Annotated in this window: 16 protein-coding genes and 2 tRNA genes; 11 read left to right on the top strand and 7 right to left on the bottom strand. The window is 70.4% G+C overall.

Features of this window, described 5'->3' with window-relative positions; translation table 11 throughout:
• The first annotated feature begins 9 nt into the window (after positions 1-9).
• The 8 genes from AB1578_01290 (at position 10) to AB1578_01255 (ending at position 5,644) form a co-directional block, all read left to right on the top strand.
• Positions 10-1,026, top strand: coding sequence for an ABC transporter ATP-binding protein (locus AB1578_01290; protein MEW6486532.1), 1,017 nt, complete (start codon positions 10-12; stop codon positions 1,024-1,026).
• Complete coding sequence (locus tag AB1578_01285; protein ID MEW6486531.1) at positions 1,023-1,766, top strand: ABC transporter permease; 744 nt, start codon at positions 1,023-1,025, stop codon at positions 1,764-1,766. The genes AB1578_01290 and AB1578_01285 overlap by 4 nt, the downstream gene beginning before the upstream one ends.
• A gap of 110 nt (positions 1,767-1,876) precedes the next feature.
• On the top strand, positions 1,877-2,596 hold the full coding sequence (gene cobI, locus AB1578_01280; protein MEW6486530.1) for a precorrin-2 C(20)-methyltransferase: 720 nt from the start codon (positions 1,877-1,879) through the stop codon (positions 2,594-2,596).
• A complete protein-coding gene (locus AB1578_01275) occupies positions 2,593-3,669 on the top strand; it encodes an iron ABC transporter permease (protein ID MEW6486529.1) in 1,077 nt (358 codons plus the stop codon). The genes cobI and AB1578_01275 overlap by 4 nt, the downstream gene beginning before the upstream one ends.
• Entirely contained in the window at positions 3,666-4,451 is a 786-nt protein-coding gene (locus tag AB1578_01270) for an ABC transporter ATP-binding protein (GenBank protein ID MEW6486528.1), read from the top strand. The genes AB1578_01275 and AB1578_01270 overlap by 4 nt, the downstream gene beginning before the upstream one ends.
• Before the next feature lie 8 nt (positions 4,452-4,459).
• Positions 4,460-5,365: an ABC transporter substrate-binding protein gene (locus tag AB1578_01265; GenBank protein ID MEW6486527.1), complete on the top strand. Its 906-nt coding sequence runs from the start codon at positions 4,460-4,462 to the stop codon at positions 5,363-5,365.
• Positions 5,366-5,481: 116 nt separating this feature from the next.
• Positions 5,482-5,555, top strand: a tRNA-Gln gene (locus tag AB1578_01260).
• An 11-nt stretch (positions 5,556-5,566) separates the two neighbouring features.
• A tRNA-Glu gene (locus AB1578_01255) sits at positions 5,567-5,644 on the top strand.
• A gap of 43 nt (positions 5,645-5,687) precedes the next feature.
• On the opposite strand, the gene AB1578_01250 is transcribed toward AB1578_01255, so the two are convergent.
• Positions 5,688-6,578 carry a TIGR01212 family radical SAM protein gene (locus AB1578_01250; GenBank protein ID MEW6486526.1) on the bottom strand — a complete coding sequence of 297 codons (891 nt, stop codon included), beginning with the start codon at positions 6,576-6,578 and terminating at the stop codon, positions 5,688-5,690.
• A gap of 21 nt (positions 6,579-6,599) precedes the next feature.
• On the opposite strand from AB1578_01250, the gene AB1578_01245 reads away from it, so the two are divergent.
• Complete coding sequence (locus AB1578_01245) at positions 6,600-8,555, top strand: propionyl-CoA synthetase (GenBank protein MEW6486525.1); 1,956 nt, start codon at positions 6,600-6,602, stop codon at positions 8,553-8,555.
• A 155-nt stretch (positions 8,556-8,710) separates the two neighbouring features.
• Here the strand turns inward: AB1578_01245 and epmA are convergent, their stop codons facing one another.
• Complete coding sequence (epmA, locus tag AB1578_01240) at positions 8,711-9,592, bottom strand: EF-P lysine aminoacylase EpmA (GenBank protein MEW6486524.1); 882 nt, start codon at positions 9,590-9,592, stop codon at positions 8,711-8,713.
• Positions 9,593-9,704: 112 nt separating this feature from the next.
• On the bottom strand, positions 9,705-10,265 hold the full coding sequence (gene efp / locus AB1578_01235) for an elongation factor P (protein MEW6486523.1): 561 nt from the start codon (positions 10,263-10,265) through the stop codon (positions 9,705-9,707).
• A 400-nt stretch (positions 10,266-10,665) separates the two neighbouring features.
• Here efp and AB1578_01230 point away from each other — a divergent pair, with 400 nt between their 5' ends.
• Positions 10,666-11,541, top strand: a complete 876-nt coding sequence (locus AB1578_01230; GenBank protein MEW6486522.1) for a radical SAM protein — start codon at positions 10,666-10,668, stop codon at positions 11,539-11,541.
• On the opposite strand, the gene AB1578_01225 is transcribed toward AB1578_01230, so the two are convergent.
• Together AB1578_01225 and AB1578_01220 are read right to left on the bottom strand one after the other, a co-directional pair.
• Entirely contained in the window at positions 11,486-12,163 is a 678-nt protein-coding gene (locus AB1578_01225) for a hypothetical protein (protein MEW6486521.1), read from the bottom strand. The genes AB1578_01230 and AB1578_01225 overlap by 56 nt on opposite strands.
• The gene (locus tag AB1578_01220) at positions 12,156-13,055 is read right to left on the bottom strand and encodes a 3-keto-5-aminohexanoate cleavage protein (GenBank protein MEW6486520.1); all 900 of its coding nucleotides are present in this window, start codon (positions 13,053-13,055) and stop codon (positions 12,156-12,158) included. Before AB1578_01220 ends, AB1578_01225 begins: the two co-directional genes overlap by 8 nt.
• A 173-nt stretch (positions 13,056-13,228) precedes the next feature.
• Between AB1578_01220 and AB1578_01215 the strand changes: the two genes are divergently transcribed.
• Positions 13,229-13,513 carry a plasmid stabilization protein gene (locus AB1578_01215; GenBank protein MEW6486519.1) on the top strand — a complete coding sequence of 95 codons (285 nt, stop codon included), beginning with the start codon at positions 13,229-13,231 and terminating at the stop codon, positions 13,511-13,513.
• On the opposite strand, the gene AB1578_01210 is transcribed toward AB1578_01215, so the two are convergent.
• Positions 13,489-14,805, bottom strand: a complete 1,317-nt coding sequence (locus AB1578_01210; protein ID MEW6486518.1) for a clostripain-related cysteine peptidase — start codon at positions 14,803-14,805, stop codon at positions 13,489-13,491. The genes AB1578_01215 and AB1578_01210 overlap by 25 nt on opposite strands.
• Entirely contained in the window at positions 14,802-16,919 is a 2,118-nt protein-coding gene (locus AB1578_01205) for a hypothetical protein (protein MEW6486517.1), read from the bottom strand. The genes AB1578_01210 and AB1578_01205 overlap by 4 nt, the downstream gene beginning before the upstream one ends.
• Between the last annotated feature and the right edge of the window lie 170 nt (positions 16,920-17,089).

Genomic DNA, 17,089 nt, shown 5'->3' with positions numbered 1-17,089 from the left:
GGAACCGGTATGCGCTTCGAAAACGGGAAGCCCATTCCCCTTGCGGGAATGGGCTTTTTTGCCCCCGGCGTCCGGGATGCCACCGGCGACCCGAGGGTGTGGAGAAACGCCGTGGCCATCCCCTCTCCCGCCTTGCCCGATGCTCCCCCGGAGCCGCACCCCGCTTCGGCCCCTGCGTGCCCTCCGGCCGTGGAGACCCGGGGTCTCATCAAGGCCTATGGATCGATTCGGGCCCTCGAAGGGCTGGACCTCGCGGTCGCGCCGGGGGAGATCTACGGCCTCCTGGGGCCCAACGGCGCCGGCAAGACCACCGCGATCCGCATCCTCACCGGCGTGACGCGGCCGGGGGGCGGCACCGCCCGGGTGGCCGGAACGGACGTGGCGCGCGACCCGGTGGCGGCCAAGGGCCGGCTGGGGGTCGTGAGCCAGCACGTGAACCTCGATCCGGACCTCACGGTGCGGGAGAGCATGGAGCTCCACGGGATCCTCCACGGCATGCCCCGGGCGGAGCGCCGCGCGCGCATCGCGGAGCTCCTCGCCTTCGGGGGCCTCGCAGAGCGGGCCGGGAGCCTCGGGCGCACCCTCTCGGGGGGCATGAAGCGGCGGGTGACGATCCTGCGAGCCCTGCTCCACCGACCCGGCACCCTCTTCCTCGACGAGCCCACCGTAGGGCTCGACCCGGCGGCGCGCCGGAGTCTGTGGGATCTCATCCGCTCGGTCAATCGGGAGGGGGTCACGGTGCTCCTGACGACCCACTACATCGAGGAGGCGGAGTTCCTGTGCCACCGGGTGGGCATCCTGGACCGGGGCCGCCTCATCGAGGAGGGCGGGCCCCGGGAGCTCATCGAGGCGCTGGGGGAGCACGCGGTGGACCTGCCCGGACCGGACGGCACGGCGAGCCGATTCTTTCCGAGCCGGGAGACCGCGCTGGCGCACCTCAAGCGCGCCGGGGAGGGGGCCGCCCTGCGCCGTGCCAACCTGGAAGACCTGTTCCTGGCCCGCACCGGCCGCCGGGTGGGTCCGTGACCGCCCTGGCAGGGGTTCGGGGGGTCCTCTTCCGGGAGCTGCGCATCTACCGGCGCCGCTGGACCAAGCACCTGGCCTCCTACACGGTTTCCCCCCTGCTCTTTCTGGTGGTGTTCGGGTGGGGCGTGGGGCGCCACGTGGAGATGGAGGGAGTGGGGTACCTGGCCTTCATGTTGCCGGGCCTCGCCACCATGGCCGCCATGACCCAGAGCTACGGTACGGCCACCGAGATCAACATCTCCCGGTTCTACTGGCGGATCTTCGAGGAGTTCCAGATGGCCCCGGTGCCGGCCTGGGAGATCGCCCTGGGCGAGGTGCTCTACGGCATGCTCCGGGGCATCGCCGCCGCCGCGGTGGTGTACGTGCTGGCCTTTGCCTTCGGGGCGAGCCTGCCGCTCAGCGCCCCGGCCCTGGGGCTCTTCGGCCTCCACACCTTCGCCTTCGCCTCGGCCGCGGTGGCCGCGGCCATGGTGGTGCGAAGCCACGCGGACCAGGGGCACATCAACACCTTCTTCATCGTGCCCATGTCGTTTCTCTGCGGCACCTTCTTCCCCCTGGACCGCCTCCCCGGGTGGGCCGAGGCCGCAGCATGGCTCCTGCCCCTGACCCACTCGAGCCTCGCCATCCGGGCCGTGGCCCTGGGTCGCCCCGTGCCCCTGCTCCACGTGGCGGTGCTGGCGGGTTTTGCGGCGCTGTTCTTCGCCCTGGCGGTGTGGAGCGTGCGCCGGGCCTCGGCGTAGGGCAGCAGGGGGCACGGACGAGCACGGACCGGCACGGACAGTGGGCGGCTCACCGCCCCAACCAGCAACGCGCAACGAGCAACGCGCAACCCGCACCCAAAGGTACCCCTTTGCGCATCGGCACACTGTACGGCATCGGCGTGGGTCCCGGAGACCCGGAGCTCCTCACCCTCAAGGCCGCCCGGGTGCTGGGGCAGGCCGACGTGGTCTTTACCTCGGCCCAGGCTCGGTCGGGGCGGAGCCTGGCCCTGGAGATCGCCACCCCCCACCTGCCGCCGGGCAGCGAGGTGATCGCCCTGCCCTTCGAACACACCTTCGAGGGGGTGGCGAGCGGGGCGGCCCACCGGGCCAACGCCGAGCGCGTGCTCGGCGTGCTGCGCCGGCCGGCCTCGGCCGCGTTCCTCACCCTGGGCGACCCCATGACCTACTCCACCTTCACCTACCTCCTCCGGGCCCTGCGGGAGATTTCCCCCGACGTGCCGGTGGAGGTGGTCCCGGGCATCACCTCCTTTGCGGCGGCTGCCGCCGCGGCGGTGGAACCCCTGGCGGAAGGGGACGAGAGCCTCACGGTGGTGAGCGCCGCCCGGGGGGCGGGGCGCCTGGCCCAGGCGCTGGAGCTCTCGGAAAACGTGGTGGTCCTCAAACCCTACCGGAAGCTCGCCGAGGTCTGCGACGTGTTGGACGCCCGGGGGAGAGGTCCCCAAGCCCTGTACGCCCTGCGCTGCACGCGATCCGACGCCCGCCTCCTGCGCGGCACCGACGCCGCGCGGGCTGCCGGAACCGAGTACATGAGCCTCTTCGTCGTGCGCCGGGGCGGTTCGAACCGGTGAGCCGCACCCCTGCCCCGCCCGCCTCTTCCGTCCGCCGGGGCCGCTCCCACGGGTGGTTCCCCTGGGCGCTGGCGGCCCTCCTGCCCCTGTGCCTGGTCTGGGCCTCCGGCATCGGCTCCTCGGGCCTGGGCTGGAGCCACCTGCTCCGCGCAGGGGCGGAGTCCCTGGGGCTCGCGGCACCAACCCTGGACGAGGTGGACCGTGCCATCCTCCTCAACGTGCGCCTTTCCCGGGTGGTGCTCGCGGCCCTGGTGGGCGGGGGGCTCGCCACCGCCGGGGTCGTATTCCAGGGCATTCTCCTCAACCCCCTGGCCGACCCCTACACGGTGGGCGTGTCCTCCGGGGCGGCCCTGGGAGCGAGCGTGGCGATCCTGCTCGGCCTCGGGGGCTACACGGCCCTGGGCCTCGGCCTCCTGCCCGCCGCGGCCTTCGCCGGGGCGCTCCTTGCCCTGGGGGCGGTGCACCTGCTCGCGGCGGGGCGGGGCTACTCCGGCAGCGGAACCCTCATCCTGGCGGGGATCGTGGTGAGCACCACGCTTTCCGCCGGCATCAGCCTGCTCAAGAGCCTCAACGAGGAGAGCGTCTCCTCCATCGTCTTCTGGATCATGGGGAGCTTCTCGGGGCGCGGCTGGGGCCACGTGGCCTTCTGTGCTCCCTACGTGGCCGCGGGCCTCCTGGCCGCCCTGTGGCTCGGCCGGGATCTGGACCTCCTGGTGCTCGGCGACGAGGGGGCGCGCCAGTTGGGGGTGGACTCGCGGCGGGTGCGCCGGGTGCTCCTGGTGGCCGCGTCGCTCCTGACCGGCGCGTGCGTCTCGGTGAGCGGGGTCATCGGGTTCGTGGGCCTGGTGGTGCCCCACCTGCTGCGGATGGTGCTCGGACCCTCCCACCGGCGGCTCCTGGTGTCGTCGTTCCTGGGCGGCGGGGTCCTCCTCACCCTGGCCGACGCCCTTTCCCGCACCCTCCTGCCCCGGGGGGAGGAGCTCCCCGTGGGGGTGGTCACGGCGCTCCTGGGGGGCCCCTTCTTCTGCTGGCTGCTGCGGCTCGACCCCCTTGCCCGCCGGGGCCGGTCGTGATCCGGGTGACCGGCCTGGGGGCCGGCTACGGCGGGGAGCGCGTGCTCCACGACGTGACCCTCGACGTGCCCCGGGGCGACTTTGTGGGGGTGCTCGGCCCCAACGCCTGCGGCAAGTCCACCCTGGTGCGGGTGCTCTCGGGCGTGCTCCGCCCCGAGGCGGGCACCGTGTCGGTGGGCGGGGTGGACGTGGCCCACGCCCGGCCCCGGGACCTGGGGCGCACCGCGGCCGTGGTGCCCCAGTCCACGGAGATCCCCTTCCCCTTCACCGGCTTCGAGGTGGTGCTCATGGGGCGCTACCCGCGGCTCGGCCGCTTCGCCCGGGAGTCGGCCGCCGACCTGGCCTGCGTGGAGCGCGCCCTGGTGGAAACCGACACCGCCGCCCTTGCCGGGCGCCTCGTCACCCAGGTCTCCGGGGGCGAGCGCCAGCGCCTGATCCTGGCCCGGGCGCTGGCCCAGGAGGCGCCCCTGCTCCTCCTGGACGAAGCCACCGCCGCCATGGACGTACACCGCAAGATCGACGCCTTCGACCTCCTCACCCGTTGGAACGCCCTGGGCGTTACGGTCCTCGCCGTGATGCACGACCTCAACCTCGCCGCCCTCTACTGCCGCCGCCTCATCTTCCTGCGGGCCGGGCGGATTCGCGCCGACGGCCCCACGGCGGAGGTCTTCACCCGGGAGGTCATCGAGACCGTGTACGAGACGCCCGTGGAGGTCTTCACCCACCCCGCCACCGGCCGGCCCCACGCGGTGTTCCTGCCCCGGAGCGGAGGGGGGAGATAGGAGCCGCCGTGCCCACGGCCCGCCTCGTAGTGCCCCTCGTCCTCGCCGTCACCTTCGGGGCGGCCCTCCTCGGCGCCGGGGCGGAGCCCTCCCGGGCCGCGTGCGTCACCGACGACACGGGCGCCCAGGTGTGCCTCCCGGCCCCGCCCGCCCGGGTGGTATCCCTCTACGGCGCCTTCACCGAGCTCCTCTGGGAGCTCGGGATGGGCGGCGCCCTGGTGGCCCGCACCTCCAACGACGACACCATTCCCGAGGTGGCCGCGCTGCCCTCGGTGGGCACGGGCCTCCGGCCCGACGTGGAGCACCTGCTGGCCCGGCGGCCCGACCTCGTGGTGAGCCGGGGGGGCCGGGCGTCTCAAGAGGCCCTCTCGGCGCTTCGGGCCCGGGGCCTGCCCGTGGCCGCCTTCGACCCGGGGGGCATCGGCGACCTGGAGACCGTGATCGCCCGTCTCGGGGCCCTGTGCGGCCGCGAAGCCGAGGGAGCCGCCCTGGTGGCCCGGCTCCGGGAGCGCCTGGCCGGGGTCGCGGAGCGGATCGGCACGCCCGGGCGCCGGCCCCGGGTGGTCTTCGAGGTGCGGGCCGAGCCGCTGACCGTGGCGGGAACGGGCGGGCTCGTGGACGAGGTGATCCGCCGGGCGGGGGGCATCAACGCCGTGGAGAGCGACAAGAAGCTCCTGCTCTTCGACGTGGAGGCCCTGCTGCGCCTGGACCCCGACGTGTACGTCGTCCAGGAGGGCCCCATGAACCGAAAGCCCCCCGCCCTGGCCGACCGCGCCCACTTGCGCCTGCTCCGGGCCGCTCGGACCCGTCGGGTCCTGATCGTGGACGAAACCCTGTTTTCCCGCCCCGGCCCCCGGGTGGCCGAGGCGGTGGAGCACCTGAGCCGCTTCCTCTACCCCGAGCGGTGGCAGTAAGGCCGGAGGCGGCTCCGGGAGCGGCGCAGGCATAGGCCCCGGAAGCCCCGGGCAGCCTCAGGTTCCTGCTTGACACTGGCAAACCGGTCCAGTATAAACCTGCACTCCTGAGTCGCTGGGGGATCGTCTAATGGTAGGACAGCAGACTCTGGATCTGTTTATGAGGGTTCGAATCCTTCTCCCCCAGCCAGGACAAGAATCGGTCCCTTCGTCTAGCCCGGCCTAGGACACCGGCCTCTCACGTCGGCGACACGGGTTCAAATCCCGTAGGGACCGCCATCCAAAGAAAGCCCCCACGGCAAGAGCCACGGGGGCTTTTGCTTTACCCCAGCGCCTGGCGGATCCCGCGAATGGCACGCGCCTTGTCGTATCGCGGGGCCAGGAGCCGATCCCCTGCGGTATCCCCCACGAGGCGGTGGAGGATGGTGCGGGGAGGGAGGGCCGCCACGAAGGCCGCCGCCCGTGCGACGTACTGTGCCTCTTCCAGGAGGGGAAGGTCTCCTCCGCGCCACGAAAGCTCCAGGGCACTGCCCCGCACCACCGCCAGGTGGTGGAGCTTTACCCCTTCCGCTCCCAGGTCCGCCAGAAACGCGGCGGTACGCGCCTCGTCCTCGGGACCCTCCCCCGGAAGCCCCAGGATCACGTGGGCGCAGACCATGAGCCCTCGGGCCCGGGCGCGCCGGCAGGCATCCGCGAACTGGGCGGCCGTGTGGCCCCGCCCGAGCCGGGCCAGGGTGTCGTCCCGCGCGCTCTGGAGCCCGAGCTCCAGCCACACCTCCCAGCGCTCCCGATACCGGGCCAGGAGCTCCAGGACCGGGTCCGGCACGCAGTCCGGGCGGGTGCCCACGCACAGCGCCACCACCTCGGGAAACGGAAGCAGGGAGGACCAGAGCCCCTCGAGCACCGCGAGGGGCGCGTAGGTATTGGTGTGGGGCTGAAAGTAGGCCGCGGCGTGCCTGACCCCGCGGCGCTCGAGGCGTGCAAGGCCGGCTGCGAGCTGCTCCGAAACGGGTCGCTCGTCACCGGCGCAGGGGGCAAAGGACACGGGATCGCAGAAGGCGCACCCAGCGCTTCCTCCGGTCCCGTCCCGATTGGGACACGACAGCCCGGCATCGAGCCCCACCCGCTCCACCCGCCCTCCAAAACGGGTCTGCCAATACCGGGCGAGGCTCGGCCAGCGCCCGAGGGCAGCCGTCTCTTGGCCGGTTGACACCGGTGAAATCCTTCCGCTAGCATGACACATCGTTTGTTTTGGGCCCGGGTTTCTCAACACAGCGCTCGAGAGGAGGAGGGCATGGGACGCTACGACGAGGTGTTTCGCCGCAGTCTGCAAGATCCCAACGGCTTCTGGGGAGAGGCCGCGGAGGCGATTGCCTGGTCCCGGAAGTGGGACAAGGTGCTCGACGACTCCAACCCTCCGTTCTACCGCTGGTTCGTCGGGGGCGAGCTCAACACCTGCTACAACGCCCTGGACCGGCACGTGGAGGGGGGCCGGGCCGACCAGGTCGCCCTGATCTACGACAGCCCCGTCACCAACCAGGTGCAGAAGTTTACCTATCGCGAGCTCCGGGACGAGGTGGCGCGGTTTGCCGGCGTGCTCCGGGGGCTCGGGGTGGGCAAGGGCGACACCGTGATCATCTACATGCCCATGGTACCCCAGGCGGTGGTCTCCATGCTGGCGTGCGCGCGCCTGGGCGCGGTGCACTCGGTGGTTTTCGGGGGGTTCGCCCCCAACGAGCTCGCCGTGCGCATCGACGACGCCAAGCCCAAGGTCATCGTCTCGGCTTCCTGCGGCATCGAGGGCGCCAAGGTGCTGGCCTACAAGCCCATGCTCGACAAGGCCATCGAGCTCGCCAAGCACAAGCCCGAAAAGTGCGTCATGCTCGCCCGCCCCCAGGTAAAGGCCGAGCTTACCCCCGGGCGCGACTTCGACTGGGACGAGCTCATGGCCAAGGCCGAGCCCGCGCCCTGCGTCACCGTGAAGGCAACCGACCCCCTCTACATCCTCTACACCTCGGGCACCACGGGCCTGCCCAAGGGGATCGTCCGCGACAACGGCGGCCACGCCGTCTCCCTGGCGTGGAGCATGAAGTATGTCTACGACGTGGAACCGGGCGACGTGTACTGGGCCGCCTCGGACGTGGGCTGGGTCGTGGGCCACTCGTACATCGTGTACGCGCCTCTCATCTACGGCTGCACCACCATCTGCTACGAGGGCAAGCCGATTGGAACCCCCGATCCCGGGGCCTTCTGGCGGGTCATCAGCCAGCACGGCGTCAAGGTGCTCTTTACCGCGCCCACCGCCTTCCGAGCCATCAAGAAGGAGGACCCCAAGGGCGAGTACCTGAAGAAGTACGATCTCGCCCGCTTCAAGTACCTCTTCCTCGCCGGCGAGCGCACCGACCCCGACACCTATCACTGGGCCACCGATCTCCTCCAGCGGCCCGTGGTGGACCACTGGTGGCAGACCGAGACCGGCTGGGCCATTGCCGCCAACTGCATGGGGATCGAGAAGTTCCCCATCAAGCCGGGCTCCCCCACCAAGGGCGTTCCCGGCTACGACGTGCGGGTGCTGAGCGACTCGGGCCAGGTGCAGGGGCCCAACCAGGAGGGGATCGTCGTCGTCAAGCTGCCCCTGCCCCCCGGCACCCTGCCGACCCTGTGGAACGCCGACCAACGCTTCAAGGAGTCCTACACCGACCCATTCCCGGGCTACTACTTCACGGGCGACGGCGGCTACCTGGACGACGAGAACTACGTGTACATCATGGGCCGGGTGGACGACGTGATCAACGTGGCGGGCCACCGGCTCTCCACCGGCGGCATGGAGGAGATCCTCGCCACCCACCCGGCGGTGGCCGAGTGCGCGGTCATCGGCGCCGGCGACAACCTGAAGGGGCAGGTTCCCGTGGGGTTCGTGGTGCTCAAGGCCGGTGCGGACATCGCCGAGGACAAGCTCAAGAAGGAGCTCGTCCAGATGATCCGCGACCAGATCGGCGCCATCGCCTGCTACAAGGAGACCATGATCGTCAAACGGCTGCCCAAGACCCGCTCGGGCAAGATCCTGCGCGGCACCATGCGCAAGATCGCCGACGGCGAGCAGTACCGCGCCCCCTCCACCATCGACGACCCCGCCACCCTGGGCGAGATCGAGGAAGCCCTCCAGGGCGTGGGGTACGCAAAGAAATAGCACGGAACCAGGTGGCCGAGCCCTGAGCCGGCCTCCGCGGGACCACGGGGACCGATGGGACGAACGGGACTTTCGAGTCCCGTTCGTCCCGTTCTTTTCCACCCATAGGTCCCATGGGTCCCATAAGTCCCATGACACCCAAGCCCCGGCCCCCCCTACAACTCCTCCGGCGAAAACGCCACCACCTCGTCGATCGTCCCGGCGCCGGCGAGCAGCATCACCAGCCGGTCCACCCCCAGGGCGATGCCGGCCGAGGGCGGCATGCGGGCGAGGTCGCGCAGGAAGGGCTCCGGGACGGGGTAGGGGTCGCGGCCCGAACGGAGCCGCGCGCCCCGATCGACCTCGAACCGCTCCCGCTGCTCCGCCGGGTCCGTGAGCTCGGAGAAACCGTTGGCGAGCTCCAGCCCCCCGGCATAGAGCTCGAAGCGCTCCGCCAGCTCCTGCCGACCGGGCTTTCTTCGGGCCAGGGCCGCGCACGGCCCCGGGTAGTCCACGAGGAAGACCGGGGTGCCGAGAGAAGCCAGGGCGGGCTCCACCCGAAAGGCCACGAGCTCGTCGAAGGAACCGGCCTCCAGCGCTTCCTCCGGGGTGGTGCCCGCCCACCGTCGGAACGCCTCGGCCACGGCGATGCGGGGCCAGGGTGGTTTGGCCCCGGCCGCGAACCCCAGGAACCCGAGAAGCCCCTCGCAGTCCTCCATGAGAGCCCGGTAGTCGGCGTGGGCCCGGTACCACTCGAGCATGGTGAACTCGGGCAGGTGCCGCTCCCCCCGTTCGCCCTCCCGCCAGCACCGACATATCTGGAAGATCCGGGGGTACCCCGCCGCCAGGAGCCGCTTCATGGCGAGCTCGGGACTTGTGTGCAGGTACCACTCCCCCGAAGGCACGGCGTCGATGTGGGGCTCGGGCGCGTTGGCCGGGATGCGGTGGGGGGTCTCGACCTCGAGGAACCCCCCCTCGGCGAAGAAGGCCCGAACCCCCTGGAGGACTCGGGCGCGAAGCTCGAGGTTGCGAAGCGGGCGCTCTGGCCTGTCCTTCATGGGGCCTGTGGGACCCATGGACAGGAGAACCACCCTCGCCCCCCATCGGCGCCTTTTCCACCCATAGGTCCCATTCGTCCCATAGGTCCCATTACGCCCCTCTCCGGGCCCGCTATTTCACCCGCGTCACGTACGCCCCCGTGCGGGTGTCGATCTGGATCTTCTCCCCCTCCGCGACAAAGGCCGGTACCTGGAGCTCGTAGCCGTTTTCCATGACCGCGAGCTTGGTCACGTTGGTGGCGGTGTCGCCCCGGGCGGCGGGGTCGGCGCGGGCGACCTTGAGGACGACGAAGTTGGGCAGGGTGACCCCGATGGGCCGGTCGCGAAAGAGGAGCACCGCCACCTCGAGGTTGTCCATCAGGAAGTGCACGTCGTCCCCGAGCTGCTCGGCGGTGAGCTGGTGCTGCTCGTAAGTGCCCTGGTCCATGAAGGTGTAGAAGTGCCCGTCGTTGTACAGGTAGGTCATCTTGCGCTCTTCGAGGGCGGCGGGCTTGAAGCTGTCGCCCGAACGGTAGGTGCGGTCGAACCGGTTGCCGCTGATCATGTTGCGCATGCGGCACCGGTACAGGGCCTGCCCCTTGCCGGGTTTGGAGAACTCAAACTCTTCGATCACGTAGGGCTCGCCGTCGATCTCCAGCTTGAGCCCCTTCTTCAGATCACCGGCCTTGTACATCGCTGCCGCTCCTGCCTGCGCCAGGCTGTCGGGTTGGGAAAGGGCAATAGGAATAGACTTTTTTGGGCCTTCTGTCAAAATGAAGCGCATGTCCCAATCCGCTTCCCGCCCCCCCGCCCCCTCGGCTCCCTGGGAGGTGTGCACGAGGGGAATCCCGACCGCCACAGGGCGTTCCGCGCATCCCGCATCCTTCGGTTGCTCGACTTCCTCCCCACCCGGTAGCTCACCGAACGGGGCTCGGAAAGGCGATCCGAGGAATCGCCCGTGGTGCGCAAGTCCGTCCTCTACAACTTCGGGCTCTAGCCCTTTGCCTGCCTCCCCCAGCCCCCTCCCCGTCCGCTGGCCCCGGGCCTACCGGGCCTTGGCCGAGTCCCTGGGGCCGAACAGCCCGCTGCTCCGGATGGGGGACTTCCACCCTTCGGAGGGCGAGCCCGACCCCGACGCCCTGGCCGACCCCGTGGGCGAGGCGGGGTGTGCGCCGTTGCCCTTTCTGCTCCAAAAGTACCCGGACCGGGTGCTCGTGCTGGCGGCCGCCCGGTGTTTCTTTTACTGCCGCTTCTGCTTCCGCCGGGGAGAGCCCCCCGGGAGCCGCGGCCGTCCGGGGCCCGAGGAGTGGGCCCGCATCTTCGCCTGGCTCGCCAAGCGCCCGGAGGTGGAGGAGGTCGTCCTCTCCGGGGGCGACCCCCTCACCCTGCCGGACCGCAAGCTCGCCGAGATCGGCCGTGGCCTCGCGGCGATCCCCTCCATTCGCCGCTGGCGTATCCACACGCGGGCCCCGGTGGTGCTTCCCCGGCGCGTTACGTCCCGGCTGGCGGCCTGCCTGGCGGCGGTACCCCTGCCCCTCACGGTCGTCCTCCACCTGGACCACCCCGCCGAGCTCTGGGAGCCCCTCCTGGCCGCGGTGGGCTGCCTCCGGGCGGCGGGCATCGCCGTGGAAGCCCAGTCGGTCCTTCTGGCCGGGGTCAACGACGACCCCGCCACCCTGGCCGCCCTGTGGGAAGGCCTGCGCGCGGCCGGCATCCGGCCCCGCTACCTCCACCACCCGGATCGCGCCCCGGGGAATCGGTCGTTTCGGGTGTCCATGGAGCGAGGAAGGGGGATCGTGCGGGAAGCAGGCCGTGGGGCGCCTCCCCCCTATGTCGTCGACCTGCCGAGCGGCCGGGGAAAGCTTCCTGTGGAGGCCGTGGCCCAGGAAAGAGGGAGAGCCCGGCTCGATCTCCCTACGGCGTGGCGGCCCGACCGGGGTCCGGAGGAGCGCCCCCCGGATACCGCCTGAGGACCCGGGTGCGGCACATCCGGCCCCACAGCTTCACCTGGAGCCCCAGGAGCACGGGGCGGGCCCGAAGCTTCTCCTTGAAGTGCAGGGCCGACACGTTGAACGCGTCGGTAATGCTGAAGAGTTCCGTGCGGCCGAGCCCCTCGAGCTCCCCGTAGGCACGGTAGCGGAGGTACGGAGCCAGGCCCCTGCCCCGCCACTCCAGAGCGCAGTAGGCGTCGAAGAGGTAGGCCTGGTCCGGCCCCAGCGCAAACGAGCAACCTTCGTAATGGCAGCGCTCCAGATCGCACCAGGTAAACGCGACGACCTGGCCTTCCCACCGGGCGCCCAGGCACCGCTGCCCCCGCTCCAGGCGCGAGAGGAGGGCCGGCGCGGGGAGGCTGCGCCCGGGAAGCTCCCCCAGGGCCGGCATGTCGCCCGGGCCGAGGAAGCCCACGCCGAGCGGCGCCAGCTCCTCCTCGAAAACCCGAAGACCGGCCAGGGAGAGCCCCTCCCGGTGCAGGTAGAAGGGCCGCACCGTGATTCCGAGGAGAGCGAGGCCGTCCACCAGGAGCCGGGGAAGGCCGCCGTAGCGCGCCTTGCGCCCCAGGTGGCCCAGGTACCCCCGCAGCCCCTCACCCACGGGCTTCTCCACTCCCACCGGGTCCGCCGGGCGGGAGCCGCCCGTAGCGCCCGTGCCCCGGCTCCAGCTTCAACAGGGTGCGCAGCTCTCCCGGCTTCATCACCCCTCGCTCGTTGGCCTCTGCCAGCCGATGCACCCGCCGCAGGAGGTCGGCGTTGGTGGCCAGGCGGGTGCGGTCCCGGTCGTACCAGAGGTTGTCCTCGAGCCCCACCCGCACCCCTCCCCCCCCAGCCACGGCCATGGCGTTGACGGCAAGCTGCGCGTCGCCGATGCCGGCCATGCTCCACACAGACCCGGCCGGGAGGTCCCGCACCATCATCCCGGCATGCAGCAGATCCGCCTGGGCCCCGGCCACGTTTCCCAGGAGCAGGTTGAAGTAGTGGGGAGGAACGAGCAGCCCCTTGCGCTCCAGGTACTTGGCCGCATTGATCATCCCGGCGTCGAAGGCCTCGAGCTCGGGCAGCACCCCGCGGCGGTTCATCTCTTCGGCCAGGGCCTGGATCATCGCCGGGGTGCTGACGCTGGCCTCCCGGTTGAAGTTGACCGAGCTCAGGGTGAGGCTCCCCAGGTCGGGCTTGAGCGCCCCGTCGAGCCGAAGCGGCTGTGCGCGGCGCTCGAACTCCCCGAAGGTGCGGCCGCTCAGGGAGACGCAGACCACCAGGTCCGGTGCGAAGCGCCGGATCCCCTCGATCATCCGGCCGTAGACCTCCGCCCTCCAGGTGGGCTCCCCGGTGACCTCGTCCCGGGCGTGGAGGTGGACCATGGTGATGCCGATCTCGACGGCCTGGTGCACGTCCTCCACCACCTCCGCTGCGGAAAGCGGCACGTGGGGCGTCATGGCCCGGGTGGGAATCATCCCCGTGGGGGCGAAGTTCACGACGACCGGCAGCATGGCATCCCATCTCCCGGCTTACGCCCAAAGAGCACCATTTCCTCGCTTCCCCTGGCCGCCTTCCACCGCCGCGTCATCCGATCCTGCACGACCACGTCACGCCGTTTCGCAGGGATTGACGGGTGCGCAATCATTGACTACGCTCCAGACACGGCTGACGGAGGTGCCCTAACATGGCCAGTATAACGATCCGCAATCTGGACGAAAGCCTGAAGGGTAGGCTGCGGCTCCAGGCTGCCCTGGAGGGGCGGTCGATGGAGGACCAGGCGCGCGAGATCCTGCGCACGGCGCTCGCCAACCCAGAGGAGGTCTCGCTCAACCTGGCGGCACAGATTCACCGCCGCTTCGAGGTTCTGGGAGGAGTGGAGCTGGAGATCCCCCGAAGAGAGCCCATGCGCGATCCCCCGGCCTTCGATCCCATCAGCCCCGGCGCTCACAACAAGCCCGCGGCCTCGTAGTACGCGTCGAGAAACCCATCCCACCCGAACCGGCACAGGAACTCCCCGGCGTTGCCGGTGTGGGTGCCGGGGTCATAGCAGCGGTAGTTGGGGTCGTAGGTGATGGGCAGGACGTCCGGCTCCAGGGGCGAGGGGGCATAGAACACGAGGGAGATGCCGTGGGCGTTGGGGCGGTCGCGCCCCCGGTAGTCGGCGATCGTCGCCTCCGCCACGAGACCGGGGAGGGGGGAGTCGGGCTCCAGGCGCCGGGCCAGGTCCACCAGGTCCACGTAGACGTTGGGCTGGGCTTCCCGGTCGATGGCCTGGGCCGCAGCGCGGGCCGCAGCGATCTCCTCCACCGCCCCGCTCCTCAGGGCGGGATCCTCCAGGCCCGCGGCGAGCCGAGCGCCCAGGGCATCCACTTCGGAAGCGATCTCCTCGAGCACGGCAGTCCGGTGGGCCGCAACCGTGTGCCGCTGCTCGTAGATCGGGTTGGCGGGGTAGAAGACCTCTTCGAAGAACGCCTCGTAGGCCTCCACGATCACCCGGCCCAGCTCCTCCCCATCCATCTCGGGCGCCGCGAAGAGCCGCCCCAGGACGGCGGTGTAGTCCCAGCCGTCCAGTTGCCCGACCTCCTGCGAAGTCACCAGCACCGGCGCGAGGCTGCGGAACTCGTACAGGGCCTCCAGAGTGCCCATGATGCTCGCGTCCAGGCCCAGCAGGTCGAGGCGCACCCCGGCCGCCTCGACCGCCCCGCGCACCCGGTGGTTGGCCAAGAAGGGGCTCCGGTCATCCCCCTGTCGCTCGTGGAGGATCGACCCCGCCCTCCGGCCGGCGGCCGGAGACGGGGGGCTCGGGCCGTCGGCCTGGTCCCAGCCGTTTCCGTGGTTCCACAGGACCAGCGCCCGCTTCCGGGCGGGAAAGGCGGTTTCGGCCCAGGCCACGAACTCCGTGATCGTCTCGGGGGCGGCCATGTCGCGCTCCCCCAGGTCCTCCACGAGCGCGAACCCGCCGGGCACGAGCCGGTAGCGCCGGGTCGGCACCCCCGGCAGGTCCACCTGGGCCACCACCGCCACCGACTCGGAAAACCCGGCCTGCGCCATCTCGTCCAGGTCGGCCCGGGCCGCGTCGGCCAGGTCGTTGTCCCCGTTCACGTACAGGTACACCGCCCACTCCGGGCGCCCGCCCCCGCCCCCTCCTCCGCAGGCGGCGGCGAGGAGCCCCACGCCCAGGAGCACCCCGAGCGCGGCGAAGAAAACGGGCGGGAGCCCTGCTCCCGCCCGCGCGATCCCCTGCACCCGTTCAAAGATCACGGCTTGCGCTTGCTCCTGCGCCACGCCCACGCTGTCCCCAAAGCCCCTGCCAGCCCGCCGAGGGCACCGAACGCTCCCACCAGGCCGGCCTGGCCGGCGCCCAGCGCCTGCACGAAACAGAAGCCCCACAGGTCGTCCGAGTCGTCGCTGTCGTCGAGCACCCCGGCGCCGTCGCCGGGTTGCGCGGGCCCCCCGGTCTTGCTGGGCTCCGAACCCGCGAAGAAGGTGGCCACCTCCTCCGTCGGGTGGCCCACGTACGTGCGCCCCGCCAGCACCCGGATCGGCGCCACCCGGAGGAACACCATCGGCACCCCCGGCATGCCGTGCCACTTCTGATCGATGATTGTGCTGCGATCCGAAACCGGAATGTCGAAAGAGGCTTCATAGTCCCAGACCGTCGGCCGCGACGAGGCGGCGTAGTACACCCGGAACCCGGTGGTGCCCGGCTGCACGAAGGGCACGTCGAAGCTCACGTAGGCCGTGCCGACCCGAGTCCACGGCCCCACCTCCTGGACCACCGTGGTGGGCTCCCGGATAGTGGGATTGGTCCCCAGGGCCACCTCGTCGCCGTCCCGGACGCCGTCCCCGTCCGTGTCGGGGTTCCAGGGGTCGGTCCCGAAGATGTACTCCTGGAGGTTCGTCAGGCCGTCTCCGTCGGCATCCAGGGGAGCGTCCCCGGGCGATAGGGGGTTGAAGCCGTGGCCGACCTCCCACCCGTCGGGCATCCCGTCGCCGTCGGTATCGGGGTTGAGGGGGTTGGTTCCGAGGGCGATCTCCTCGCCGTCGAGGAGGCCGTCCCCGTCGGTGTCCGGGTCGAGGGGATTCGTACCGGCCTGGAACTCCTCCCACCAGTTGAGTCCGTCCCCGTCCACGTCCTCGGTGAGCACGGGGGCGTTGGGATCGAAGGGATCCGTACCGTAGAGGAACTCCCACCAATCGGGCAGGCCGTCCCCGTCACTGTCGGGATTGACGGAGACCATCCGAAGCGCCATGCCGTCGGCCACGCTCACCTGGTTGTACGAGTACTGGAGCCCGCCCGTTCCACCAGCGTTTTCGATGCCGATGGTGGCCGAATTCCCGCCCCCGCGACCAGGGTTTGCCCTGAGCATGTCCAGGTACCGAAACGTGATGGAACCGTCGGCCTCCGAGAGCACCGCCTGGAAGTTGAGCTGCCCGCCTCCTGCACCGCTTCCGAAGAAATCCACGTCTTCATACTGCACCACGAAAGTGCGGTTGGGAGAGGCGCCCAGGGTGGCGGCGTAGATATTGGCATTCCCGCTGTATCCCGTGTGGAGATCGTCCCAGAACGGGGCGAGAAGGTCGTTGGGGGTGGAGGACGTCGGGATGGGGTGATTCCCAAATGTGCCAATGGAAGTGCCACTAAACGACACGAAGCCGTTGGAGCTTACCCAGGCGCTCGACTTGAGGTTGCCGAAGAAGGGGTACGAAAACCCCATGCCCACCTGCTGGCCGCAGTCATCGCAGCTGGATACGGACGCGAGGCGGTTGGCGGGATTCGCGATGTCGACGTACTCGAACTCCGCCGGCTCGAACACGTAGCCGGCCTCCGCCGTATACACGAGGATGTCGTCCACGTACCAACCCCGGTAGTTGTTTGCGATACTATCGACCGTGTTGAAGAAGAAGCGAATCTGGACCGACCTGCCCGCGTAGGCGGTAAGGTCCAGAGTCTTCTGGCTCCACTTCCTCATAGTGTCACCAGAAAACTGTATCAGATTCTCGAAAGGCCCCCCATCCACGGAAATCTGCACAATGCGCCGGTCCCAACTGGTTCCAGTAGTCTCTGTCTCGTACCAGGACCAGAAACTCAACTGCACGACGTCGTGCCCGGCGGGAATCGTGAACGCCGAGCTCGTCAACGAGCCGGAGTTCGTGCCCACGTCGAAGTTGCAAGCCCCGGTTCCGTAGTACCAGCTTGCGTTGCCGCTGTTGGCCTCGCGACACGAAGACCCGGTCGTCACCTGTTGCCACAACCCGGAAGTCGTCCACCCGCCCACTCCCCCCTCCACGTTGTCCTGGAACACCGTCGCCGCCGACGCGTTTCCCGCGGCAAGCAGAAAGAGGGCCAGGAACGCCACGGCGCACTTCCTCATGGGGGATCCTCCTTGGAAGAGACGAAACACGGAATGGGTCGCAAGACAGCGGGCCGGCGTCCCGCAAGAAAGGCGCCGGGAGCACGCCTCTCACGGTATGGGGTAGGCCGCCCTTTACCGGCGGGGGGGGGGGGGGGCGGCGCCGCGCCCCCGCCCCCGCGCCGGGCCCG

The organism is Thermodesulfobacteriota bacterium, from assembly GCA_040756475.1.
In the GTDB taxonomy this organism is placed as follows: Bacteria; Desulfobacterota; Deferrisomatia; order Deferrisomatales; family JACRMM01; genus JBFLZB01.
The sequence above is the reverse complement of the archived record's forward strand: the minus strand, read 5'-3'. Positions and strand labels throughout refer to the sequence as shown.